The 21,938-nt window shown below is 70.3% G+C and carries 24 protein-coding genes; 19 read left to right on the top strand and 5 right to left on the bottom strand.

All coding sequences use genetic code 11. The annotated features are described in order from the left end of the window. Positions 1–312: 312 nt before the first annotated feature. Both ACZ6ZQ_RS22210 and ACZ6ZQ_RS22205 read right to left on the bottom strand, forming a co-directional pair. On the bottom strand, positions 313–1,047 hold the full coding sequence (locus ACZ6ZQ_RS22210; protein ID WP_469770276.1) for an ABC transporter permease: 735 nt from the start codon (positions 1,045–1,047) through the stop codon (positions 313–315). Between the two features lie 71 nt (positions 1,048–1,118). Next, positions 1,119–2,045 (bottom strand): ABC transporter ATP-binding protein, encoded by a 927-nt coding sequence (locus ACZ6ZQ_RS22205; RefSeq protein WP_469770225.1) that lies wholly within the window; start codon positions 2,043–2,045, stop codon positions 1,119–1,121. Positions 2,046–2,139: 94 nt separating this feature from the next. Here ACZ6ZQ_RS22205 and ACZ6ZQ_RS22200 point away from each other — a divergent pair, with 94 nt between their 5' ends. From ACZ6ZQ_RS22200 to ACZ6ZQ_RS22155, 10 genes are all read left to right on the top strand, one after another. Then, entirely contained in the window at positions 2,140–2,904 is a 765-nt protein-coding gene (locus ACZ6ZQ_RS22200) for a DUF72 domain-containing protein (protein WP_469770224.1), read from the top strand. 93 nt (positions 2,905–2,997) lie between these two features. Beyond that, complete coding sequence (locus tag ACZ6ZQ_RS22195; RefSeq protein ID WP_469770223.1) at positions 2,998–3,375, top strand: YidB family protein; 378 nt, start codon at positions 2,998–3,000, stop codon at positions 3,373–3,375. A gap of 230 nt (positions 3,376–3,605) precedes the next feature. Beyond that, positions 3,606–4,391: a helix-turn-helix transcriptional regulator gene (locus ACZ6ZQ_RS22190; RefSeq protein ID WP_469770222.1), complete on the top strand. Its 786-nt coding sequence runs from the start codon at positions 3,606–3,608 to the stop codon at positions 4,389–4,391. Then, complete coding sequence (gene sufB, locus ACZ6ZQ_RS22185) at positions 4,388–5,809, top strand: Fe-S cluster assembly protein SufB (RefSeq protein WP_469770221.1); 1,422 nt, start codon at positions 4,388–4,390, stop codon at positions 5,807–5,809. Before ACZ6ZQ_RS22190 ends, sufB begins: the two co-directional genes overlap by 4 nt. Positions 5,810–5,868: 59 nt before the next feature. Further along, a complete protein-coding gene (sufD, locus tag ACZ6ZQ_RS22180) occupies positions 5,869–7,050 on the top strand; it encodes a Fe-S cluster assembly protein SufD (RefSeq protein ID WP_469770220.1) in 1,182 nt (393 codons plus the stop codon). Beyond that, positions 7,050–7,367 (top strand): non-heme iron oxygenase ferredoxin subunit, encoded by a 318-nt coding sequence (locus ACZ6ZQ_RS22175; RefSeq protein WP_469770219.1) that lies wholly within the window; start codon positions 7,050–7,052, stop codon positions 7,365–7,367. Before sufD ends, ACZ6ZQ_RS22175 begins: the two co-directional genes overlap by 1 nt. 7 nt (positions 7,368–7,374) lie before the next feature. Further along, positions 7,375–8,139: a Fe-S cluster assembly ATPase SufC gene (gene sufC, locus ACZ6ZQ_RS22170; RefSeq protein WP_469770218.1), complete on the top strand. Its 765-nt coding sequence runs from the start codon at positions 7,375–7,377 to the stop codon at positions 8,137–8,139. Continuing rightward, on the top strand, positions 8,136–9,392 hold the full coding sequence (locus ACZ6ZQ_RS22165; protein WP_469770217.1) for a cysteine desulfurase: 1,257 nt from the start codon (positions 8,136–8,138) through the stop codon (positions 9,390–9,392). Before sufC ends, ACZ6ZQ_RS22165 begins: the two co-directional genes overlap by 4 nt. Before the next feature lie 18 nt (positions 9,393–9,410). Then, positions 9,411–9,866 carry a Fe-S cluster assembly sulfur transfer protein SufU gene (gene sufU / locus ACZ6ZQ_RS22160; RefSeq protein WP_469770216.1) on the top strand — a complete coding sequence of 152 codons (456 nt, stop codon included), beginning with the start codon at positions 9,411–9,413 and terminating at the stop codon, positions 9,864–9,866. Beyond that, positions 9,863–10,258 carry a metal-sulfur cluster assembly factor gene (locus ACZ6ZQ_RS22155; protein WP_453661699.1) on the top strand — a complete coding sequence of 132 codons (396 nt, stop codon included), beginning with the start codon at positions 9,863–9,865 and terminating at the stop codon, positions 10,256–10,258. Before sufU ends, ACZ6ZQ_RS22155 begins: the two co-directional genes overlap by 4 nt. A 105-nt stretch (positions 10,259–10,363) precedes the next feature. On the opposite strand, the gene ACZ6ZQ_RS22150 is transcribed toward ACZ6ZQ_RS22155, so the two are convergent. Then, the gene (locus tag ACZ6ZQ_RS22150; protein ID WP_469770215.1) at positions 10,364–11,554 is read right to left on the bottom strand and encodes a DUF7847 domain-containing protein; all 1,191 of its coding nucleotides are present in this window, start codon (positions 11,552–11,554) and stop codon (positions 10,364–10,366) included. A 109-nt stretch (positions 11,555–11,663) separates the two neighbouring features. Here ACZ6ZQ_RS22150 and ACZ6ZQ_RS22145 point away from each other — a divergent pair, with 109 nt between their 5' ends. The 6 genes from ACZ6ZQ_RS22145 (at position 11,664) to ACZ6ZQ_RS22120 (ending at position 15,584) form a co-directional block, all read left to right on the top strand. After that, positions 11,664–11,984, top strand: coding sequence for a DMT family transporter (locus tag ACZ6ZQ_RS22145; RefSeq protein ID WP_453668588.1), 321 nt, complete (start codon positions 11,664–11,666; stop codon positions 11,982–11,984). Beyond that, entirely contained in the window at positions 11,984–12,544 is a 561-nt protein-coding gene (locus ACZ6ZQ_RS22140) for a TetR/AcrR family transcriptional regulator (protein WP_469770214.1), read from the top strand. The genes ACZ6ZQ_RS22145 and ACZ6ZQ_RS22140 overlap by 1 nt, the downstream gene beginning before the upstream one ends. Before the next feature lie 62 nt (positions 12,545–12,606). Continuing rightward, a complete protein-coding gene (locus tag ACZ6ZQ_RS22135; RefSeq protein ID WP_469770213.1) occupies positions 12,607–13,212 on the top strand; it encodes an RNA polymerase sigma factor in 606 nt (201 codons plus the stop codon). Continuing rightward, a complete protein-coding gene (locus ACZ6ZQ_RS22130) occupies positions 13,205–14,152 on the top strand; it encodes a hypothetical protein (RefSeq protein WP_469770212.1) in 948 nt (315 codons plus the stop codon). The genes ACZ6ZQ_RS22135 and ACZ6ZQ_RS22130 overlap by 8 nt, the downstream gene beginning before the upstream one ends. 130 nt (positions 14,153–14,282) lie before the next feature. Further along, on the top strand, positions 14,283–15,284 hold the full coding sequence (gene dapD / locus ACZ6ZQ_RS22125; RefSeq protein ID WP_469770211.1) for a 2,3,4,5-tetrahydropyridine-2,6-dicarboxylate N-succinyltransferase: 1,002 nt from the start codon (positions 14,283–14,285) through the stop codon (positions 15,282–15,284). A 93-nt stretch (positions 15,285–15,377) separates the two neighbouring features. Beyond that, complete coding sequence (locus ACZ6ZQ_RS22120; RefSeq protein ID WP_469770210.1) at positions 15,378–15,584, top strand: hypothetical protein; 207 nt, start codon at positions 15,378–15,380, stop codon at positions 15,582–15,584. On the opposite strand, the gene dapA is transcribed toward ACZ6ZQ_RS22120, so the two are convergent. Next, the gene (dapA, locus tag ACZ6ZQ_RS22115; protein ID WP_469770209.1) at positions 15,569–16,498 is read right to left on the bottom strand and encodes a 4-hydroxy-tetrahydrodipicolinate synthase; all 930 of its coding nucleotides are present in this window, start codon (positions 16,496–16,498) and stop codon (positions 15,569–15,571) included. The genes ACZ6ZQ_RS22120 and dapA overlap by 16 nt on opposite strands. A 151-nt stretch (positions 16,499–16,649) precedes the next feature. Here dapA and ACZ6ZQ_RS22110 point away from each other — a divergent pair, with 151 nt between their 5' ends. Next, the gene (locus ACZ6ZQ_RS22110) at positions 16,650–17,276 is read left to right on the top strand and encodes a hypothetical protein (protein WP_469770208.1); all 627 of its coding nucleotides are present in this window, start codon (positions 16,650–16,652) and stop codon (positions 17,274–17,276) included. A gap of 90 nt (positions 17,277–17,366) precedes the next feature. Continuing rightward, on the top strand, positions 17,367–18,089 hold the full coding sequence (locus ACZ6ZQ_RS22105; protein ID WP_469770207.1) for an antibiotic biosynthesis monooxygenase: 723 nt from the start codon (positions 17,367–17,369) through the stop codon (positions 18,087–18,089). A 20-nt stretch (positions 18,090–18,109) separates the two neighbouring features. Here ACZ6ZQ_RS22105 and ACZ6ZQ_RS22100 read toward each other — a convergent pair whose 3' ends face one another. Continuing rightward, positions 18,110–19,963 carry an endonuclease/exonuclease/phosphatase family protein gene (locus tag ACZ6ZQ_RS22100; protein ID WP_469770206.1) on the bottom strand — a complete coding sequence of 618 codons (1,854 nt, stop codon included), beginning with the start codon at positions 19,961–19,963 and terminating at the stop codon, positions 18,110–18,112. A 354-nt stretch (positions 19,964–20,317) separates the two neighbouring features. Between ACZ6ZQ_RS22100 and ACZ6ZQ_RS22095 the strand changes: the two genes are divergently transcribed. Then, on the top strand, positions 20,318–21,787 hold the full coding sequence (locus tag ACZ6ZQ_RS22095; protein WP_469770205.1) for a hypothetical protein: 1,470 nt from the start codon (positions 20,318–20,320) through the stop codon (positions 21,785–21,787). Positions 21,788–21,938 lie beyond the last annotated feature (151 nt).

Below are 21,938 nucleotides of genomic sequence, written 5' to 3'. Positions count from 1 at the left end.
TCGGCGGACCCGTGCGGCGTTCTCCCTGTTCGGGGCGGCCCCATAGCCGCTGCGCCGCCCCGAGGCCGGCGGCGGCACGGCGGCGGAAGATCCCGTCGCTCGGTCGAGCACGACCCCGGCGACGTGCCGCATCTCACCCCGGCACGCGCGGTCGGTGCACGGTGCGGTGGGCCGCACGCGGACGGTGCACGGTGCGGTGGGCCGCACGCGGACGGTGCACGGTGCGGTGGGCCGCACGCGGACGGTGCACGGTGCGCCCGACACGCACGTGGCGGTGTGCCGGCCTGCCGCCGGTTCACCGCAGCCCGCGGCTCACTCCCAGCGGAAGAACTTCGCGGCCGCACCCAGCCCGGCAGCCGCCCACACCGCGAGGATCCCGAGATTCCCCCAGGGCATCCCCGCCCCGTGCTGGAGCACGTCCCGCAGCCCGTCCGAGAGCGCAGAGATCGGCAGCAGGCCGAGGACCGACTGCGCCGCGTCCGGGAACTTGTCCAACGGGACGATCACCCCGCCGCCCACCAGCAGCAGCAGGAACACCAGATTCGCGGCGGCGAGCGTCGCCTCCGCCCTCAGCGTGCCGGCCATCAGCAGCCCGAGCCCGGAGAAGGCGGCCGTGCCCGCGACCAGCAGCAGGAGCACGGAGACGGGGTCGCCCTGCGGCGACCAGCCCAGCGCGAAGGCGATCAGCGTCAGCAGGACGATCTGCAGCACCTCGGTGACCAGGACGGAGAGCGTCTTGGCCGTCATCAGCGCCCAGCGGGGGAGTGGCGAGGCGGCGAGCCGCTTCAGCACTCCGTACCGGCGCTCGAAGCCGGTGGCGATCGCCTGCCCGGTGAACGCGGTGGACATCACGGCCAGCGCGAGGATGCCGGGCGTCACGAAGTCCACGGCACGCCCCGCGCCCCCCGTAGTTGAAACCGGCACAGTCACGATGTCGACCGTCGAGAAGAGGACGAGCAGCAGCGAGGGGATGATCACGGTCAGCAGCAGCTGCTCACCGTTGCGGAGCAGCATCTTCGTCTCGAGCGCCGCCTGCGCCGCGATCATCCGACCGACGGGGGCGGCCCCCGGCCTGGGCGCGTACGTTCCCGACGTCACGTCGGTGGTGGCCTCAGCGGTCACGACCGCAGCTCCTTCCCCGTCAGCTCCAAGAACACGTCCTCCAGCGTGTGCCGCTCCACCGAGATGCCGTCCGGCATCACGCCGTGCTGCGCGCACCAGGAGGTGACGGTGGCGAGCAGCTGCGGACCGACCGTGCCGCTGATCCGGTACGCGCCCGGCGTCAGTTCCGCCGCGGCCGTGCCGTCCGGCAGCGCCTTCAGCAGGGAGCCGAGGTCGAGTCCGGGGCGGCCCGTGAAGCGCAGAGTGTTCTCGGCACCGCCGCGGCAGAGCTGCTCGGGACTGCCCTGGGTGACGACCCGGCCCGCGTCGATGATCGCGATCTCGTCGGAGAGCTCCTCCGCCTCGTCCATGAAGTGGGTGGTGAGCACGACGGTCACACCGTCCGTACGCAGCTCGCGCACCAGGTCCCACGTGGAGCGGCGGGCCTGCGGGTCGAGCCCCGCGGTCGGCTCGTCCAGGAAGACCAGCTCGGGCCGGCCGACCACGGCCATGGCGAGCGCGAGCCGCTGCTGCTGTCCGCCGGAGAGCCGCCGGTACGTCGTACGCCCGCAGGAGCCGAGACCGAGGCGCTCGATCAGGGTGTCCACGTCGAGCGGGTGGGCGTGCAGCTTCGCCATGTGGCGGAGCATCTCGTCGGCGCGGGCACCGGAGTAGACCCCGCCGGACTGGAGCATCACGCCGATCCGGGGCCGCAGCCGCGCGGCGTCGGCGACCGGGTCGAGGCCCAGGACGCGGACGCTGCCGGAGTCGGCGCGGCGATAGCCCTCGCACGTCTCGACCGTGGTGGTCTTGCCGGCCCCGTTGGGGCCGAGGACGGCCGTCACCGTGCCGACGCGGACGTCGAGGTCGAGCCCGTCCACGGCGGTCTTGGCTCCGTACCGCTTGACCAGGCTGCGCACCTGGACGACGGACTCGTTCTGCATAGGGGGAAGTCTAAGGAGCCGCCGGGGCTGCTCCGGCCGGGGGCCGGGTCGCCCTTTCCGGAGAAGTCGGGCGGCCGCGGGGAATGATCACCGCATGCCCGTGCTCATCGGCACCTCCGGTTGGCAGTACAAGGACTGGCGCGGCGTTCTCTACCCCGAGGAGCGGCCCCAGCGGCTCTGGCTGGAGGAGTACGCGCGGCACTTCGCGACCGTCGAGAACAACAACGCCTTCTACCGGCTGCCCGAGCGCAGGACCTTCGCCGACTGGCACGAGCGGACCCCTCGGGGGTTCGTCATGGCGGTGAAGGCCAGCCGTTACCTCACCCACATCAAACGGCTGCGCGACCCCGAGGAGCCGGTGCACCGGCTCATGGACCATGCCGAAGGGCTGGGGGAGCGGCTGGGACCGGTGCTGCTCCAGTTGCCGCCCACCCTCCGCGTCGACCCGGGGGCGCTGGACGCCGCGCTCGCGTGCTTCCCCCGCCGGGTCCGCGTGGCCGTCGAACCCCGGCACGACTCGTGGTGGACCGACGAGGTGCGGGACGTCCTGGAGAACCGCTCCGCCGCGCTGTGCTGGGCGGACAGGGGCTCCCGGCCGGTGACACCGCTGTGGCGGACGGCCGACTGGGGCTACGTACGGTTCCATGAGGGCCTGGCCGAGCCATTTCCGCGGTACGGGCGCCAGGCGCTCGCGAGCTGGGCCGGGCGGATCGCCGACGCATGGCCCGACCGGGCGGACGTCTTCGCGTACTTCAACAACGACCTCGGCGGGGCGGCCGTCCACGACGCGGTAGCCCTCGCGCGTGCGGTGACGTCGCGAGGACGCACGGTGACCCGTACACCGGGCGGCGGGACCTGAGTCACGTGCGAGTGAACCGGTGCCCCCCGGCGGCCCGGACCGGGGCGCCGGGGGTAGGCGTTTCAGGAAACGCTCTCCGGAAAGGCGACAGGCATGGCGGCCAACAACCTGGAACGTCTGCTCGGCGGACTGCTCGGCGACGAATCGGCCGGGGCGGGCAAGCTGCTCGCCTCGCTCTTCAGCGAGGTCGGTGACAGCGGTCAGGGCGGAGGCAACCAGCTGCAGGGGCTGGTGAACGAACTCAACGAGGGCGGTCTGGCCGCGAAGGTGCGGTCCTGGATCGCTCAGGGTGAGAACCAGCCCGTCAGCGGGGCCGAGCTCGCCCAGGCCGTGCCGTACCAGGTCCTCGACCGCGTGGCCCAACAGGCGGGCGTCTCGCCCGAGCAGGCCGCCGACAAGATCGCCGCATCCCTTCCGCAGGTGGTCGACAAGCTCACCCCCCAGGGCGAGGTGCCGCAGGGTCTGCTCTAGGGGTGCCCACCCGGCCCGGCGAGAGTCCGCGGTGGGGGCGTCCCGGCGGCACACAGGCCTCTCACCAGCGCGGGAGGCTTCACGTGGCACCCAGCCCGATGACTCCGGAACTGATCCAACGAATGATCATTCTCGCAGGTCAGGTTAGGTTTTCCTAAGTGATGCACGGCACCGTCCACCGGTCGGGACGCGGCTTGTCACTCTCTCGGGAATTACGCAACAATGGCGTTGTGAAAAACGTCGGTGAGGCTCCTCAGGAGGAACTCGCGACCGGTGAGCGGTCCACGCGCAACCGGGTCGCGCGGTCCATCCTGGACCACGGGCCGTCCACCGTCGCCGACCTCGCAGGGCGCCTCGGGCTCACCCAGGCCGCTGTTCGCCGCCACCTCGACGCACTCGTCTCCGACGATGTCGTCGCCGCCCGCGAGCAGCGGGTCTACGGAGCGCGCACCCGCGGCCGACCCGCCAAGGTGTTCGCTCTCACCGACTGCGGCCGGGACGCTTTCGAGCAGTCGTACGACAAGCTCGCCGTCGACGCCCTGCACTGGATCGAGCGGGCCGCCGGTGGCGGTGCTGCCGGAGAGGCCGCCGTCGCCGCGTTCGCCCGGGACCGGATGGAGAGCCAGGCCGAGGCGTACCGCGCGGCCATGGAGGCCGCAGACCCGCAGGAGCGCACGGAGGCCCTCGCCAAGGCGTTGACTGCCGACGGGTACGCTGCTACGGCGCGTAACGCACCGGTGGGCGAGCAGCTGTGCCAGCACCACTGCCCCGTCGCCCACGCCGCCGAGCGGTATCCGCAGCTGTGCGAGGCGGAGACCGAGGTCTTCTCCCGCCTGCTCGGCACCCATGTGCAGCGTCTGGCCACCATCGCCCACGGCGACGGAGTGTGCACGACCTTCATCCCGAAGGCCGGCCACAGGCCCGACGACGGGGCCGGCGAGACCAGCAAGACCGACAAGACCGAACAGACCAGTTCGCAAGCATCTGCAAGCACGGCCGGGAGGAACCCCGCATGACTCTCCCCACGGAGACTGCCCACCCTGAGCTCGAAGGCCTGGGCAAGTACGAATACGGCTGGGCCGACTCCGACGCCGCAGGCGCGGCCGCCAAGCGCGGTCTCTCCGAGGACGTCGTCCGTGACATTTCGGCGAAGAAGAACGAGCCGGAGTGGATGCTGAAGCTGCGTCTGAAGGGCCTGCGTCTCTTCGACAAGAAGCCCATGCCGACCTGGGGCTCCGACCTCTCCGGCATCGACTTCGACAACATCAAGTACTTCGTGCGGTCCACGGAGAAGCAGGCGGAGTCCTGGGAGGACCTCCCGGAGGACATCAAGAACACGTACGACAAGCTCGGCATCCCCGAGGCGGAGAAGCAGCGCCTCGTCGCCGGTGTCGCGGCCCAGTACGAGTCCGAGGTCGTCTACCACCAGATCCGTGAGGACCTGGAGGAGCAGGGCGTCATCTTCCTGGACACCGACACCGCTCTGAAGGAGCACCCGGAGCTCTTCAAGGAGTACTTCGGCACCGTCATCCCGGTGGGCGACAACAAGTTCGCCTCGCTGAACACCGCGGTGTGGTCCGGCGGATCCTTCATCTACGTCCCGAAGGGCGTGCACGTCGAGATCCCGCTCCAGGCCTACTTCCGGATCAACACCGAGAACATGGGCCAGTTCGAGCGGACGCTGATCATCGTCGACGAGGACGCGTACGTCCACTACGTCGAGGGCTGCACCGCCCCGATCTACTCCTCGGACTCCCTGCACAGCGCCGTGGTCGAGATCATCGTCAAGAAGGGCGCCCGCTGCCGTTACACGACCATCCAGAACTGGTCGAACAACGTCTACAACCTGGTCACCAAGCGCGCCGTGGCGTACGAGGGCGCGACCATGGAGTGGATCGACGGCAACATCGGCTCCAAGGTCACGATGAAGTACCCGGCCGTCTACCTGATGGGCGAGCACGCCAAGGGCGAGACCCTCTCCATCGCCTTCGCGGGCGAGGGGCAGCACCAGGACGCCGGCTCCAAGATGGTCCACATGGCGCCGAACACCTCGTCCAACATCGTCTCCAAGTCGGTGGCGCGCGGCGGCGGCCGTACCTCCTACCGCGGTCTCGTCGAGATCGGCGAGGGCGCGGCCGGATCGAAGTCGAACGTGCTCTGTGACGCCCTGCTCGTCGACACCGTCTCCCGCTCCGACACCTACCCGTACGTGGACGTCCGCGAGGACGACGTGTCCATGGGTCACGAGGCCACCGTCTCCAAGGTCTCCGAGGACCAGCTCTTCTACCTGATGAGCCGCGGTCTCTCCGAGTTCGAGGCGATGGCGATGATCGTGCGCGGCTTCGTCGAGCCGATCGCGAAGGAGCTGCCCATGGAGTACGCCCTCGAGCTCAACCGGCTGATCGAGCTCCAGATGGAAGGCGCGGTCGGCTAGCGCCACCGTCCCCTCCCATCCGCACCGTCTTATCCGAGAAAGCGAGCACTACGACAGCCATGGCTGACGCTCAGAACATCCCGGCGGGCTCCACCACCGCCGGCTCGATCGCGGTGGCCGCCGAGTCCACCGTCGCCACGCGCATGAGCGCGCCCCCGTCCTACGACGTGGCGGACTTCCCGGTCCCGCACGGGCGTGAGGAGGAGTGGCGGTTCACTCCGCTGGACCGCCTCGCCGGGCTGCACGACGGCACCGCGGTCGCCACCGCCGGCGGCGTGACCGTCGAGGTCAGCGCCCCCGAGGGCGTCACGGTGGAGACGGTCGGACGCGACGACGCACGGCTCGGCAGGGCCGGCACCCCCGTGGACCGGATCGCCGCCCAGGCGTACTCCTCCTTCGAGAAGGCCTCGGTCGTCACGGTCCCCAAGGAGGACGTGCTCACCGAGCCGATCCGGATCGCGGTGCACGGCGGGGGCGGTACCGCCTTCGGTCACCAGCACATCGAGCTCGGCGCCTTCGCCGAGGCCGTCGTCGTCATCGACCACACCGGTGAAGCGGCCCTCGCAGCCAACGTCGACTACGTCCTCGGTGACGGCGCCAAGCTGACCGTCGTCTCCGTCCAGGACTGGGACGACAAGGCGGTCCACGTCGCTCAGCACAACGCGCTGATCGGGCGGGACGCCTCGTTCAAGTCCATCGTGGTCACCTTCGGCGGCGACCTCGTACGCCTCCACCCGCGCGTCACGTACGCGGGCACCGGCGGTGAGGCCGAGCTGCTCGGTCTGTACTTCACCGACGCCGGCCAGCACCAGGAGCACCGTCTCCTGGTCACCCACAACAGCCCGCACTGCAAGTCCAACGTTGCCTACAAGGGCGCGCTGCAGGGCCAGGACGCGCACGCCGTCTGGATCGGCGACGTCCTCATCGAGGCCAGCGCCGAGGGCACCGACACGTACGAGATGAACCGCAACCTGGTTCTGACCGACGGCGCGCGAGTCGACTCCGTGCCGAACCTGGAGATCGAGACCGGCGAGATCGCCGGTGCCGGCCACGCGTCCGCCACCGGTCGCTTCGACGACGAGCAGCTGTTCTACCTGATGGCCCGCGGTATCCCGGAGGCCGAGGCGCGCCGTCTCGTCGTCCGTGGCTTCTTCGCCGAACTGGTCCAGCAGATCGGTCTGCCCGACGTCGAGGATCGCCTCATCGCCAAGATCGAGGCCGAGCTGGAGGCAGCAGTCTGATGGCCTTCGTCCGAGCCTGTGGGCTGAGCGAGCTGGAGGAGGACACCCCGAAGCGGGTGGAAATCGACGGCACGCCGGTCTCCGTCGTCCGGACCGAGGGCGAGGTGTTCGCGATCCACGACATCTGCTCGCACGCGAACGTCTCCCTCTCGGAGGGCGAGGTGGAGGACTGTCAGATCGAGTGCTGGCTGCACGGCTCCAGCTTCGACCTCCGAACCGGCAAGCCGTCCGGCCTTCCCGCGACGCGCCCCGTCCCCGTGTACCCCGTAAAGATCGAAGGGGACGATGTGCTCGTCTCCGTCACCCAGGAGTCCTGAGTCACCCATGGCAACGCTTGAAATCCGCGACCTGCACGTCTCCGTCGAGGCCGAGAACGGCCCCCGCGAGATCCTCAAGGGCGTCGACCTGACCGTGAAGCAGGGCGAGACCCACGCCATCATGGGCCCCAACGGCTCCGGCAAGTCGACCCTCGCCTACTCTCTCGCGGGCCACCCCAAGTACACGATCACCAGTGGCACCGTGACCCTGGACGGCGAGGACGTCCTGGAGATGTCCGTCGACGAGCGTGCCCGCGCCGGTGTCTTCCTCGCCATGCAGTACCCGGTCGAGGTCCCGGGTGTCTCGGTCTCCAACTTCCTGCGCACCTCCGCCACCGCCGTCCGCGGCGAGGCCCCCAAGCTGCGCACCTGGGTGAAGGAGGTCAAGGAGGCGATGGAGCACCTCCAGATGGACCCCGCCTTCGCCGAGCGCAACGTCAACGAGGGCTTCTCCGGCGGTGAGAAGAAGCGCCACGAGATCCTTCAGCTGGAGCTCCTCAAGCCGAAGATCGCGATCCTCGACGAGACCGACTCCGGCCTCGACGTCGACGCCCTGCGCACCGTCTCCGAGGGCGTCAACCGCGTCCGCGGGACCGGCGAGGTCGGCACCCTGCTGATCACGCACTACACGCGCATCCTGCGCTACATCAAGCCCGACTTCGTTCACGTGTTCGCGAACGGCCGCATTGCCGAGTCCGGCGGCGCCGAGCTCGCCGACAAGCTCGAGGCCGAGGGCTACGAGGCATACACGAAGGGTGGCGTATCCGCGTGACACAGCTGCCGGGCCTCCTCGACACCGAGGCGATCCGCAAGGACTTCCCGATCCTGGACCGCCTGGTCCACGACGGTAAGAAGCTCGTGTACCTGGACAACGCGGCGACTTCACAGAAGCCGCGCCAGGTGCTCGACGTGCTCAACGCCTACTACGAGCGGTACAACGCCAACGTCCACCGTGGCGTGCACGTCCTCGCCGAGGAGGCCACGGCGGAGTACGAAGGCGCCCGCGACAAGGTCGCCGGCTTCATCAACGCACCGAGCCGCGACGAGGTGATCTTCACCAAGAACGCGTCGGAGTCGCTGAACCTCGTGGCGAACATGCTGGGCTGGGCCGACGAGCCCTACCGCGTGGACCGCGAGACCGAGATCGTCATCACGGAGATGGAGCACCACTCCAACATCGTTCCGTGGCAGCTGCTGTCGCAGCGCACCGGCGCGAAGCTGAAGTGGTTCGGCCTCACCGACGACGGCCGTCTCGACCTCTCCAACATCGACGAGATCATCACCGAGAAGACGAAGATCGTCTCCTTCACGCTGGTCTCCAACATCCTGGGCACGGTCAACCCGGTCGACAAGATCGTCCGCAGGGCGCAGGACGTCGGCGCGCTCGTCCTCGTCGACGCCTCGCAGGCCGCTCCGCACATGCCGCTGGACGTGCAGGCCCTGGGCGCCGACTTCGTGGCCTTCACCGGCCACAAGATGTGCGGTCCGACGGGTATCGGCGTGCTCTGGGGCCGTCAGGAGCTGCTGGAGGACCTCCCGCCGTTCCTGGGCGGCGGCGAGATGATCGAGACCGTGTCGATGCACTCGTCGACGTACGCTCCGGCGCCGCACAAGTTCGAGGCCGGTACGCCCCCGATCGCCCAGGCCGTCGGCCTCGGTGCGGCGGTGGACTACCTCACCTCGATCGGCATGGACAAGATCGCGCAGCATGAGCACGCGATCACCGAGTACGCGGTCCGGCGCCTTCAGGAAATCCCCGACCTGCGGATCATCGGCCCGGTCACGGCCGAGGACCGCGGCGCGGCGATCTCCTTCGTCCTCGGCGACATCCACCCGCACGACGTGGGCCAGGTCCTCGACGAGCAGGGCATCGCCGTCCGGGTCGGGCACCACTGCGCGCGGCCGGTCTGCCTGCGGTACGGAATTCCTGCGACCACGCGTGCGTCGTTCTATCTGTACTCCACGCCGGCCGAGGTGGACGCTCTGGTCGAGGGCCTGGAGCACGTCCGTAACTTCTTCGGATGAGGGACTGAGGGACGCTCTGTGAAGCTTGATTCGATGTACCAGGACGTCATCCTGGACCACTACAAGCACCCGCACGGACGGGGCTTGCGGGACGGCGACGCCGAGGTGCACCACGTCAACCCCACCTGCGGCGACGAGATCACTCTGCGCGTGAAGTACGACGGCACGCTCATCGAGGACGTCTCGTACGAGGGTCAGGGCTGCTCCATCAGCCAGGCCTCCGCCTCCGTGCTGAACGAGCTGCTCGTCGGCAAGGAGCTCGCCGAGGCGCAGAAGATCCAGGCGACGTTCCTCGAGCTGATGCAGTCCAAGGGACAGATCGAGCCGGACGACGCGATGGAGGAGGTGCTGGAGGACGCGGTGGCGTTCGCCGGTGTCTCGAAGTACCCGGCGCGCGTGAAGTGCGCCCTCCTGAGCTGGATGGCATGGAAGGACGCGACGGCCCAGGCGCTGTCCGAAGGGAAGACCGCATGACTGAGAACCCGGAGACCACGGCGGAGAAGGACTGGCCGGACGAGGAGACCTTCTCGTCCAAGGCCGCGACGCCGACGAGCACCAAGGCCTCCGAGGAGGAGGTCCGTGAGGCTCTGTACGACGTCGTCGACCCCGAGCTGGGCATCGACGTGGTCAACCTCGGCCTGATCTACGGCATCCATATCGACGACTCGAACATCGCGACCCTGGACATGACGCTGACGTCCGCGGCCTGCCCGCTGACCGATGTGATCGAGGACCAGGCGAAGGCCGCGACCGACGGCATCGTCAGCGAGCTGAAGATCAACTGGGTCTGGATGCCGCCGTGGGGCCCCGACAAGATCACGGACGACGGACGCGAGCAGCTGAGGGCGCTCGGCTTCAACGTCTGAGTCCTGCGTCGTCACGCGCGAAACGGCCATGCCCGCCAGGCACACTGGCGGGCATGGCCGTTTCTCGCGCGTTCCTCGTGCTCGGGGCCCGGCGGGCCCGGTCGCTCACGGACTGACGGGCGGGGCCGGTGGCTGCGGTCCCGGCATGCCCGCGGCCTCCGCGAGGGCCGGGCCCAGGTTCTCCTTGCGGATGCGCTGGTCGACGTAGAGCAGGCCGTTCGCCAGCTGCGGGAACGTCGACGAGATGATCTGGCTGATCAGCTGGGCCACCAGGGCGAAGGCGAGGTAGCCGGCGATCCCGACGAGGACGCTCGGTACGGTCGGCTCGTCGCCGGCGCCCATGCTGACGATGCCGGGCACCGTGGCCACCATCTCCACCAGCTGCTGGATCACCAGGCCCGCGGCCAGGGCCATCAGATAGGCCAGCAGTGAGATGCCGAAGATCCGCCACCAGCCGCCGGTCACCAGTGCCCAGGAGCGGCGCATCGCCCGGACCGGGCCCTGCCCCTCGAAGACCGCGACGGCCGGAGCGAAGGTGAACTTCACCCAGAGCCAGATGGCCAGCGGGGAGACGGCCAGGGCGCCGAGGAAGGCGAGGATCGGGACGATGAGCGGCCCGTTGCCCGCGAGGAGCAGCCCGATCATCAGGCCGACGAAGGCCGCCATGAACAGACCGGCCGGGACCAGCATGATCAGACCGGTGAGGAACACCGTCCCGAGCACCGCCGGAACCCGCGCCCAGGCACGGCGCCAGACCGCGCCGAAGGTGGTCGGGCGGCCCAGCACGGCTTCCTGGAGAATCGCCGGGACCGTCGCCTGCGCCATCGCCGACGCCAGGATCAGTACCAGCACGCCGAGCGCCCAGACGCACAGGAAGGCGATGAGCAGCGGACGGCCGTCCTCCCAGGTCGGTTCCTGCCCTTCGGGAAGGTTGACGAAGTGGTTCAGCTCGTCGCTGACCGCGCTGTACGCGAGGGCGAGCGCGAGCCCGACGATCAGCGCTGCGCCGGCGTACACGGTCACCGCGATGCCGACGAGTTGCTTCCAGTAGCCACCGATCGTCGCGAAGACGCCGCCCAGGATGTCGCCGAGGCCGAGCGGCCGTAGCGGGACCACTCCGGGCTTCGGCGGCGGAGGCGGCGCCCAGCCGCCCCATCCCGGAGCCCCTCCGTAGGGGCCGCCGGGTCCACCGCCGTACGGCCCCGGTCCGCCGGGCGCCCCTCCGTACGGGCCGCCCGGTGCGCCGTCGTACGGGCCCTGGCCCGGCTGACTTCCCCACCCCATGTTGTCCGACATGTGCCTTGCTCCCACGCTTCTCGTCCCCACCCGATCCCCGACACGGTAGCTGGCCTGGGCATGCCAGTGCTATGTACGTGCGTACCCATCGTTGTGTACGCTCGTACACATGGGATACGGATTGCTGGCCGCCGCCATCGCGGCCGAGGTCGCCGGCACCACGGCGATGAAGTACAGCGAAGGCTTCACCCGGCTCTGGCCCTCGCTGTTCACCGTCGCCGGCTATCTGCTCGCCTTCACGCTGCTGGCGCAGACGCTCAAGACCATGTCGGTCGGCACCGCGTACGCGATCTGGGCCGGGATCGGGACCGCGGCCGTCGCCGCGATCGGCATGGTCTTCATGAACGAGTCCACGAGCCTGGTGAAGCTCGCCGGAATCGCGCTGGTCGTCGCGGGAGTCGTCGTGCTCAACCTCGGAGGTGCGCACTGATGGGACGCCGGTACGACCCCGAGCGGCGCCAGCGCATCATCGATGCCGCGATCCGCGTCGTCGCGCGCGCCGGTATCGAGGGCCTGAGCCACCGTACGGTCGCGGCCGAGGCCGATGTGCCGCTCGGCTCGACGACGTATCACTTCGCCTCGCTGGACGAGCTGTTGGTCGCCGCGCTCCGGCAGGCGAACGAGGGATTCGGCGCGACCCTGCGGGAATCCGGCGCCCTGGCCGACCCCGGGCGGGATCTCGCCGGGGAGCTCGCCCGGCTCGTGGGGGAGTGGCTCGGCGGCGAACGGACCGGTGTGGAGCTGGAGTACGAGCTCTACCTCGCCGCCCTGCGCCGCCCCGCGCTGCGCCCCGTCGCGGCCGAGTGGACCGACGGTGTCACCGAAGTCCTCGCCCGCCGCACGGATCCGGTGACGGCACGGGCGCTGGTGGCCCTGATGGACGGGATCTGCCTCCAGGTGCTGCTGACGGACACGCCGTACGACGAGGAGTACGCACGCGAGATGCTCTCCCGCGTCCTCGTGCAGGAGAGGGGGCCGCGCGTGCCGTGAACCGGATCGCGGGCTGCGGGTAACAGGGGGTGTACCCGACCGACAGCAGATACGGAGACCGCGTGAACGGCCCACCCGACGGACCCGGCGAGGACGCATCGGTGATCGCCCGGTCCCTGGAACGGCCCGAGCTCTTCGCCGAGCTCTATCACCGGCACGCCGCCGACATCCACCGCTACGCCGCACGGCGGCTCGGCGACGGCGCGGCCGACGACATCACCGCCGACACCTTCCTCGCCGCCTTTCGTACGCGTGCGCGCTACGACCTCACACGGCCGAGCGCCCGGCCCTGGCTCTACGGCATCGCCGCGAACCTCATCGGCAAGCAGCGCCGCACCGAGGTCCGGGCCCTGACGGCGCTGGCCCGGACCGGCCACGACCCGGTCGCCGAGTCCTGGTCCGACCGCGCGGACGCCCGGGTGTCGGCCCAGGCCACGACGGGCCCGCTGGCCGCCGCGCTCGCCGCGCTGTCCTCCGGTGACCGGCACGTCCTGCTGCTGGTCGCCTGGGCCGACCTCAGCTACCAGGAAGTCGCCGACGCGCTGTCCATCCCGCCGGGCACGGTCCGCTCCCGGCTCAACCGGGCCCGCCGCAAGGTACGGGAGGCGCTCGGCGGCGCGGACCCCACGCTCGTACACGATCTTCACGAGGTGACCGGCCATGGATGAGATGACAGCGGTGCGGGACCTCCGCGCCGATGCCCCGGTGCCCGACCACGCCCGGCTCACCCCGGCGCGGCAGCGCCTGCTGGACGAGATCGCCGGACGGCGGCGGAGGCGTCCCGGCTGGAGGCTCGCGGCGGTGGGCGCGGCGGCGGCGGTGACGGCGGCGGCGGTGCTGTCGACGCAGCTCGGGCAGGAGGCGGATTCGCTTCGGCCTCGGGGAGAGCAGGGCATGGCCGCCGAGCCGCGGGACGGGCAGTGGATCTACCGCGAGACCGTGGAGCGGAAGGCAATGCTCAACTTCGTCAACGACCTCAACCCGACCACCGAGAAATCGAGGGACGGACAGGCCCTCGGGGACTGGACGCACGAAACCGAGACCTGGACGCAGTACGGCAGCGGCAAGCAGCGTCGGACGCTGTTCGACAAGAAGATCGATCCCGTGATGGGGAAGGCGAACTGGGGGACTCCGAAGAGCCTGCGGGCCAAGGTTGCCCGACTTCCCGACGATCCGCAGAAGCTGTTCCACGCCCTGCGGAATGTGATCCCCATCGAGGACGGACTGCAAGGAGGGACCGACAGGGCCAACTACCAGCGGATCATGCTCGTCTTCTCGGACGTCGACCACATCCCGCCGAAGGTTCGCGGCTCGCTGTTCCGGGCGCTCGGCACCATTCCCCATGTGGAGATCCGTGAGCAGCCCGTCAAGGATGCCCTGGGCCGGCCTGTCACGGCCGTCCACTGGGCGGACTCCAACCTTGCACAACGCCACAACCTGCAGGAGGAACTGCTGCTCGATCCCGAGACGTACGAGTACCGGGGTCAGCGCACCCTGTACCTCGCCGGCGGCAAGCTCGACGGCAGGATCACCACGCGGGACACCCTGGTCCGAGTCAGCGCCCTGGTCAGGACCGCCGTCGTCGACAACCACAGTCTGCGGCCCTGAACCGCACCGCGCCGACGGCCCGCACAGGGGACGGGCCGTCGGTGCCGGCGGCGGGACTCTGCGGACGGCCTCGCGACCGGCACCTGAGACCGGTTCGCACCGGCCCGCCCCGGCCGGTTAGGTTCTCCGTATGACTGACTCGCCCGACAGCACCACTGCACCTCGCGCCACCGGCGCCGTCGCCGCCGGCCTTGCCACCATCGCCGGCGACGGCAGCGTTCTCGACACCTGGTTCCCCGCCCCCGAGCTCACCGCCGAGCCCGGTCCGGCCGGCACCGAGCGGCTCACGCCCGACCAGGCGGTGAACGCCCTCGGCGAGGGGGCCGCCAAGGCCATCGGCGTGGACGCCCGCCGTGGGGTCGAGATCGTCGCCGTCCGTACGGTCATCGCCTCCCTCGACGACAAGCCGCTCGACGCGCACGACGCCTACCTGCGGCTCCACCTGCTCTCCCACCGCCTCGTCCGCCCGCACGGACAGAACCTGGAAGGGCTCTTCGGGCTGCTCTCCAACGTCGCCTGGACCTCGCTCGGTCCGGTCGCCGTGGACGACGTCGAGAAGGTGCGGCTCAACGCGCGCGCCGAGGGTCTGCACCTCCAGGTGACGTCCATCGACAAGTTCCCGCGGATGACGGACTACGTCGCCCCCAAGGGTGTCCGGATCGCCGACGCCGACCGCGTACGGCTCGGCGCGCACCTGGCCGAGGGCACCACAGTCATGCACGAGGGCTTCGTCAACTTCAACGCCGGCACCCTCGGGACCTCCATGGTCGAGGGCCGGATCTCCGCGGGTGTCGTCGTCGGCGACGGTTCCGACATCGGCGGCGGCGCCTCCACCATGGGCACCCTCTCCGGCGGCGGCAACGTCATCATCTCCATCGGCGAGCGCTGCCTGATCGGCGCCGAGGCGGGCGTCGGCATCGGGCTCGGCGACGAGTGCGTCGTCGAGGCCGGTCTCTACATCACCGCCGGTACGCGCATCACGATGCCCGACGGCCAGATCGTCAAGGCCCGTGAGCTCTCCGGCGCGTCGAACATCCTCTTCCGCCGCAACTCGGTGACCGGCACCGTCGAGGCCCGCCCGAACAACGCGGTCTGGGGTGGTCTCAACGAGGTGCTCCACAGCCACAACTGACGCGTTCGCGTGACTCTGCGTAACTTCTGATCCCGTTCTACGGATAAACGGGTGAACGCAGAGCCACACGAACAGTCAAGGCGAGGAACCGACATGAAGATCAGGCGGGCCGCACTCGGAACGTCGACGCTGCTGCTGGTGGTGGCACAGCCGTCGGGCGTCGCGTACGCCGACGAGACGCACACCGACTCGCACAACGCGCCTACCGTGGCACTGATCTCGACCGGTCAGATCGACGATCCGCTCGAGGACGTCCTGGAGCATGCCAAGGTCCTCGACATGTCTCACCTGCCCGGCTGAGCGGGGAAGGACCGGGCCAGCTCCTCGTACGCAGCCAGCAGCCCGTCGGCCGTCCCACGGCCGGCGGGCTGCAGCGGTTCCCGGACCGGCCCGGCGGGCAGGCCGAGCCGGTCGAGCAGCGCCTTCGCGGTCACGGTGCCCGGCAGCCCCGACGCCATCATCAGCTCGACGAGCGGGAGCGTGCGCTGGTTGAGCCCGGCGGCCTCCGCCGTCCTGCCCGCGTCGTAGGCGTCGAGCACCGCCCGCAGCGGGCGCGGGGCGGCATTCGCGACCGTGCTCACAAAGCCCGCACCGCCCAGCGCGTACAGCGGCAGATTCAGCTCCTCGGAGCCCGCGTAATAGGCCAGCGAGGTCCGGGCGATCACCTTGGCACTGCCGAGCAGGTCGTTCGCGCAGTCCTTCACGGCCACGATCCGGGGGTGGCCGGCGAGGCGCAGCATCGTCTCCGGCTCGATGCGGGTGCCGGTACGGCCGGGGATGTCGTACAGCATCAGGGGGACTCCGGTCGCCTCGGCGACCTGCCGGAAATGCGCCTCGACGGCAGCCTGTGGCGGGCGGCTGTAGTACGGCGTGACGACGAGCAGACCGTCGGCGCCCGCCGTCTCGGTGGACCGGGCAAGCTCCACCGTGTGCCGGGTGCTCGCGCTGCCGACGCCCGCGACGATGCTCACCCGGTCACCGACGGCCTCGCGCACGGCCCGTACGAGCGCGGTCTTCTCGGCGTCGGTGGTGGTGGGGGACTCGCCGGTGGTGCCGTTCAGCACGAGACCGTCGCAGCCCTCGGCCACCAGATGTGCGGCGAGCTTCCGTGCGCCGTCCAGGTCCAGTTCGCCCGTGGCGGTGAAGGGTGTGATCATCGCGCAGAGGGCGCGGCCGAAGGGGCGCGGGCGTGGGTGTGAGGGTGGTGTCGTCATGTCCGAAGTGTCTGCCGCCTCAACGGTGAAGGTCCACTTAGTTCTCCTTATGATGAAAGGGAAGCAGTGCTGAAGAGTGGCGAGGAGTGGCCACCTCTCACGAAACGCGAACGACCGTACGGGTGCTCGTCGTTGAGGCAGGATGGGGCGCATGATCCGTACCGTGCGTCTCGCCGTGCTCCCGCTGCTTCTCGTCCTCGCCGCCTGCGGCACGGAGCGGGCCTCCGACCGGCCCGGCGACGGGCCCGCCCCCGACCGCGCCGCGCTGGAGGCCCGGGCCCGGAGTCTGGAGTCCGCCATGGAGCTGATCTACGTCACCGACGTACCCGGCTTCGAGCTGGCGAAGCAGTCCCTCGGCCCGTCCGGCGACGACGGTTTCCAGAGCACCTACGTTCAGGTCCCGGGTGGCGGCCAGGTCCGTCTGGTCGTCGACCGCGGCAGCCTCACCGAGGCCAACTGCCGCTCCACGCTGGTCGATTCGGCAGGCGACGCTCCGGTCACCTGTGAGGCGGACGGTGACGCGACCTGGTACCGCTCGGCCGGCGGCCGCCACGAGTACGCCCGCGCCGAGGACGGTCATGTCGTCCGGGTCGCCGCCGACCGCTCTGTGGGCCGTGCGACCCTGCGCGCCGCGGCCGGGTCCGCTCATCGCGCGGACGACCGTGAGCTGGACCGGATCCTCCCCGAGGAGGCGCCCGATGCGCCGCCGGTCGAGCGGGGTGACCTCCCGCCCGTCGGCGACGGCGCCCCCAACAACGAGGTGGGTGCGTCCGGCTGAACGGGCACGCGCAGACGGTTGACTTCAACCAAGGTTGAAGTTCGAGCATGGTCATCGAAGGACCGAATGATCGCTCACAGGAGGATCCCGATGGCCGTGCAACCGTCCGTCAGCCGTCCGCCCGTCCGCCCCGACCTGACCCGGCCCGGCGTCGGCATCGTCAAGGTCAGCACCTGGCAGGTCGGTACGCCCGAGCGGCAGCAGGCCGCCGTCGAGGCGATCGCACGCGCCTGGCAACGCCGCGACTGGCCCGACGCCGGCCTGCTCTCGTACAGCGTGTACACGTCCAATGACGGCACCACGCTCCTCCACTACTCGCAGTGGACCGGCGAGGACGCCTACCAGGACTTCCTCCGCACCTTCCGGGACGAGCGGAACGACGAGATCGACGCCGCCGTACCCGGCATCGAGCGGCTCGGACTCCGCTCGTACGTGCCCTACCGCAGCGGCGGGCGCGCGGCCGGCGACAGCACGGCGCCGGGCTGTGTCGTCATCGTCGAGGCCGACTTCGACGGCCCCGACCCGGCGCGGCAACGGGACTGGGTCGACGCGGTGTTCACCGCACTCGACAGCGACCCGCACCTACACCCCGGCGGCATCTCCGCCCACTTCCACATCAGCACGGACGGCACCCGTGTCCTCAACTACGCCGAGTGGGAGAGCGAGCGGGCCCACCGGGAGGCGCTCGAAGCCCCCGGCGACGGCGTCGGTTCGAGCACGGAGCTGTGGGAGCGCGTCCAGCGCTACCCGGGCCTCGTGGGCAGCAGGGTGACGCGCTACACGCCCGCGCTCAGCCTGAGCACGGGCGTGTAGCGGTCCGGAACGGAACGGGACTACGGGCGGAAACGCAGCACCTGCGGGTCGTGGTCGCTGTTCTGGTCCGCGAACTCCGCGTTGATGTGCACGCTGTCGTAGCTGAAGTCGTCGATCGACGGACTGGTCAGGATCTGGTCCAGCACCTGGCTGTTGCCCTGGTAGACGTACGAGTAACGCTCACTGCGCGGCAGCGACTTGACCGCCGGGTACAGCGCGCCGCCGTCCGTCAGAGCCTTCGTCGTCGCCGAGAACTCGAAGTCGTTGATGTCGCCGAGGACGACGACATCGGCGCTCCGCTGCGCCTTCAGGATGCCCTTGACGAAGGCGTTCACGGCCTGCGCCTGCTGGAGGCGCTTGGCCTCGGAGGAGCGGACCGGCGGCTGGTGGTGCGAGGTCAGGCCCTCGTCGCCGCCCTTCGAACCGAAGTGGTTGGCGATGACGAAGACCGTACGGCCGCGGAAGACGAACTCGCCCGCGAGCGGCTTGCGGCTGCTCTCCCAGGCGGTGTTCGCCGGGTCGATCCGGCCCGGGGACAGGGTCAGGGCGGCGTGGCCCTTCTCCCGTACGACACCGGTCGCGGTCGTCGCGTCGCCGCCCGCACGGTCGGTGAAGGAGACCCTCTCCGGGTTGAAGAGGAACACCTGGCGGATGTTGCCGCCGGGCTCGCCGCCGTCCTTGTTGTTCTCCGGGTCGACCGTCCGGAACGCGTACGCCGGGCCGCCGGCGGCGGCGATCGCGTCCGTGAACTTCTTGATCGTCTGGTCGGCGGCGACCGTACCGTCGTTCTTGGCGCCGGTGTTGTCCTGGATCTCCTCCAGGGCGAGGATGTCGGGCGAGGCGAGGTTGTCGACGACGGCCTTCGCCAGCGCGTCGAACTTCTCCTGCGGGTCGGACGGGTCCAGGTTCTCCACGTTGTACGTGGCGACGGCCAGCTCGCCGCGGCGCTGCGCACGGGTGCTCTCGCGCTCCAGCTCGCCGTCGGTGACCGTACCGAGGGTACGCGCCGTGATCGTGTAGCCGCCGAACTGGTTGAAGTCCAGCGGGCCTTCGGTCGTGCCGGTCAGCACATCGCCGACGTTCGCCTTCGGGAAGGGCTGCTGGGCGAGCGGGATCAGCGACTGGATCTGCAGCCGGCCGGTGTTCTGGGAGGCGTACGAGCCGTAGAGCGTGCCGCCGCGCCGGGTCGCGTTCTCCTTCGGCTTCACCGTGACCCACAGCTCGTGGTACGGGTCGGTGGCGCCGACGACACGCGAGGTGCCGATCTGTACGTTGGTGCCTTCCAGCGACTCGTAGTAGTCCAGCGCGTACGAACCGGGCTTCAGCGTCAGTGCGTTGATGCTGTTCGCGGCGGCCGGGTCACCCTCGGGCGCGTACGCCGAGGGCACCGTCCGGGCGGAGATGACGACCGGCGCGGGCAGCGCGTTGCCGGACGAGACCACCGTGACGGTGGGCTTGGAGATCTGGGTGAGTGACTGGTTGCCGGAGTTCAGGCCACCGGGGACGTACTCGCCGACGGTGCCCGAGATCTTCACGGCGTCGCCGGCGGCGACGGTCGGCGCGGCGCCGGTGAAGACGAAGACGCCCTCGCTGGTGGCCGGGTCGCTGTCCGCCTGCGGGTCCTGGATCCAGAAACCGCGGGAGGAGCCGTACGTACGCACGCCGATGACGATGCCCTCGACGTCCTTGACCTGCTGCCCCACGAGGGGGGAGGTACGGGTGGTGCCCTGGATGTCGTGAACGCGCACGCCGGCCGTGGTGTCGGCGACAGCGTCGGCGTCGGCCGCGGCCGAGGAGGAGCCGGCGAGCAGACCTGCGGCCAGAGCGGTGGCCACGACGGCCGCGACGGCGGCAGGTCTCGGTATGGAAGGCATGACGGAAACTCCGAGTGAGGGTTGGGGGTGGCTCAATAAGATCTACGCGCGTCAATCTCTTGGCAGAGCACGCCACTTGTCAAGAGGCGCCGGGTGTACGGCGGTTGACGAGTACATGAACCGGATGGCATCGGGCGAAATGCGTCTACGCTGGGGGCCGCCCCGAGCGCGAGGAGCCGAAGGAGCGCGCCGCTGCCGGAAGGGAGGCTGCGATCGATGTGCGGCCACCGCCGCGCGGCCGGAGGCCCCGAGGAGCGAGGGACCGAGCACGATCGACCGTCGACAGGGCCACAGCGCCCGAAGGCGAACCGAGCCACACAGACCAGTACGCGCACAGTCGAGGAGAGCCACCAGATGCCAGGAGACCGCCCCGCCGCACGCCCCACCCTGCCGCCGGTGAGGCTGCACTCGGACGCGGAGCTTGCGCGGGACGCGCTCGGCGCGCCGCTGCTGGCGAGGGCGGTACGGATCGCGCGCTGGGCCGGACCTGAGACCAGGGTCGGGGCGGGTGGCGAACTCATCGAGGAGCAACTGCCCGCGGCCGCCGCGGCACTGGGGCTCACGGCGGACGAGGACGGGGCGGCGGACGCCAGCGAGGCATGGCGGATCGCCGTGGACACGGGGCTCGTCGAGGTCGTCGACCCGGAGGACGAGCGGGCCGAGCACGGCACGGTCGCCACGGGCGGCAACCTCACCCTGATCACGGGGGGCAGCCCGCAGGACGTGCTCACGCTCTGGCAGGACGCCTTCGACGCCGTGTTCGCCGACGCGATCGCGCCGTTGCTGGACGATCTGACCGATGTCATCGGCGAGGACGGCGAGATCGACCTCGTGGCGCTGGACTGGGACCCCGAGGCGGAGAGCGAGTTCCTCGACGGCGTCCTCGGCAACCTCTACCTGCTCACCGTCGCGGAGGGCGGGGCGGGGGAAGGGGCGGTGCCGCTGCCTGCCCTGGCCGCGTCGATGATCGTGCCCGACGACATGGGGGAGCCCACCGACGACATCCTTGAGCAGGTGTCCGACGCGATGATGCGGCTGGACGACCAGTTCCGGCTGCTGGAGCCGATCGGACTCGTCGAGTACCGGCCGGTCGACGAGGCCCTGATGGTCGAGGAGAGCGCGGAGTCCGCCCCGTCCGTGTCCGCCGCGGAAGAGGAGGACGTCACCCGCTACGGGATGGTGAAGCTCACCCCGCTCGGGCTGTACGGGGTCAGGGCCCGGATGCTGGAGGCGGGCGTGCCGGCGCCGACCGTGGGAGACCTCGCGGACAAGGACGCGGACGCGCTGCTCGACGGGGTCGCGTACTACCCCGAGATGTCGGCGCGGGCGGAGACGGTGCGGTGGCTCGCCCTGCGCACCCCTGTCGGGGCGGCCCGCGACCTCCTCACCGCCGCGCGCGGAAACGACGCCGGTGCGCCGCTGCGGCGGCTGCACTGTCAGCAGGCCCTCGCGCTGGTCGGCGCGGACGCCGAACCGGCCGTCCGTGAGGTCCTCGACGACCCGGAGCTGGGCGGGCTCGCCCGTGTCTGGCTCGCGGAGCGGGGCAGCGCGGATGTGCCGGCGCCGCCCGAGTCCATGATCTTCTGGCTCGCCATCGACACCATCGCGGCGCAGCTGGACGCGGACGGTGATGTGGAGGAGCTCCAGGACCTGGTCGAGGGCCTCGTGGGGCGCCACAGCGGATTCTTCGACGCGGCGTGGCGGGTCGACCACCCGGCCACGGCGGACGTTCTGGAGGCGATGGGCCGGCTCCACCGCGACAAGAAGATGGCGAAGGACGCGCGCAAGGCGGCCTTCAAGGCGAGGTCCAAGCGCGGCGCCTGACACCCGGGGACGGCGCCGGGGCCTGTCTCCGGACCCGGTCCTGGCGCCTGCCACCCGGGACGGCGCCGGGGCCTGTCTCCGGACCCGGTCCTGGCGCCTGCCACCCGGGACGGCGCCGGGGCCTGTCTCCGGACCCGGTCCTGGCGCCTGC

The organism is Streptomyces sp. NPDC053673 (assembly GCF_055585225.1).
The sequence above is the reverse complement of the archived record's forward strand: the minus strand, read 5'-3'. Positions and strand labels throughout refer to the sequence as shown.

Coding starts and splice junctions, on each gene's coding strand:
- ACZ6ZQ_RS22150 (WP_469770215.1), bottom strand. CDS start 11,554: ATGTCGGACAACATGGGGTGGGGAAGTCAGCCGGGCCAGGGCCCGTAC.
- ACZ6ZQ_RS22145 (WP_453668588.1), top strand. CDS start 11,664: ATGGGATACGGATTGCTGGCCGCCGCCATCGCGGCCGAGGTCGCCGGC.
- dapA (WP_469770209.1), bottom strand. CDS start 16,498: ATGACGACACCACCCTCACACCCACGCCCGCGCCCCTTCGGCCGCGCC.
- ACZ6ZQ_RS22200 (WP_469770224.1), top strand. CDS start 2,140: ATGCCCGTGCTCATCGGCACCTCCGGTTGGCAGTACAAGGACTGGCGC.
- ACZ6ZQ_RS22130 (WP_469770212.1), top strand. CDS start 13,205: ATGGATGAGATGACAGCGGTGCGGGACCTCCGCGCCGATGCCCCGGTG.
- ACZ6ZQ_RS22205 (WP_469770225.1), bottom strand. CDS start 2,045: ATGCAGAACGAGTCCGTCGTCCAGGTGCGCAGCCTGGTCAAGCGGTAC.
- ACZ6ZQ_RS22210 (WP_469770276.1), bottom strand. CDS start 1,047: ATGATCGCGGCGCAGGCGGCGCTCGAGACGAAGATGCTGCTCCGCAAC.
- dapD (WP_469770211.1), top strand. CDS start 14,283: ATGACTGACTCGCCCGACAGCACCACTGCACCTCGCGCCACCGGCGCC.
- sufB (WP_469770221.1), top strand. CDS start 4,388: ATGACTCTCCCCACGGAGACTGCCCACCCTGAGCTCGAAGGCCTGGGC.
- ACZ6ZQ_RS22095 (WP_469770205.1), top strand. CDS start 20,318: ATGCCAGGAGACCGCCCCGCCGCACGCCCCACCCTGCCGCCGGTGAGG.
- ACZ6ZQ_RS22175 (WP_469770219.1), top strand. CDS start 7,050: ATGGCCTTCGTCCGAGCCTGTGGGCTGAGCGAGCTGGAGGAGGACACC.
- sufD (WP_469770220.1), top strand. CDS start 5,869: ATGGCTGACGCTCAGAACATCCCGGCGGGCTCCACCACCGCCGGCTCG.
- sufC (WP_469770218.1), top strand. CDS start 7,375: ATGGCAACGCTTGAAATCCGCGACCTGCACGTCTCCGTCGAGGCCGAG.
- ACZ6ZQ_RS22140 (WP_469770214.1), top strand. CDS start 11,984: ATGGGACGCCGGTACGACCCCGAGCGGCGCCAGCGCATCATCGATGCC.
- ACZ6ZQ_RS22120 (WP_469770210.1), top strand. CDS start 15,378: ATGAAGATCAGGCGGGCCGCACTCGGAACGTCGACGCTGCTGCTGGTG.
- ACZ6ZQ_RS22155 (WP_453661699.1), top strand. CDS start 9,863: ATGACTGAGAACCCGGAGACCACGGCGGAGAAGGACTGGCCGGACGAG.
- ACZ6ZQ_RS22100 (WP_469770206.1), bottom strand. CDS start 19,963: ATGCCTTCCATACCGAGACCTGCCGCCGTCGCGGCCGTCGTGGCCACC.
- ACZ6ZQ_RS22195 (WP_469770223.1), top strand. CDS start 2,998: ATGGCGGCCAACAACCTGGAACGTCTGCTCGGCGGACTGCTCGGCGAC.
- ACZ6ZQ_RS22110 (WP_469770208.1), top strand. CDS start 16,650: ATGATCCGTACCGTGCGTCTCGCCGTGCTCCCGCTGCTTCTCGTCCTC.
- ACZ6ZQ_RS22105 (WP_469770207.1), top strand. CDS start 17,367: ATGGCCGTGCAACCGTCCGTCAGCCGTCCGCCCGTCCGCCCCGACCTG.